We start from the raw sequence: 289 nt of genomic DNA on the forward strand, positions 1-289 counted from the left end.
CCGGTAACAACGGTACCACGGCCAGAGATTGAGAATACGTCTTCGATTGGCAGCAGGAACGGCATGTCGATCGCACGAACCGGATCCGGGATGTAGTTGTCCAGGTGCTCAGCCAGCTCGATGATTTTCGCTTCCCACTCAGCTTCGCCTTCCAGCGCTTTCAGAGCAGAACCACGAACGATTGGAGTGTCGTCGCCTGGGAAGTCGTACTGTGACAGCAGGTCACGTACTTCCATCTCAACCAGTTCCAGCAGCTCTTCATCATCAACCATGTCACACTTGTTCAGGA

General features: G+C 54.0%; 1 protein-coding gene. It reads right to left on the reverse strand.

The features are described 5' to 3' along the window. The coding region (locus HFD97_RS22105) for a GTP-binding protein (protein WP_341874302.1) at positions 1–289 on the reverse strand (289 nt) is incomplete at both ends.

This window comes from Pantoea sp. EKM103V (genome assembly GCF_011800365.1).
GTDB classification, from domain to species: Bacteria; Pseudomonadota; Gammaproteobacteria; order Enterobacterales; family Enterobacteriaceae; genus Pantoea; species Pantoea anthophila.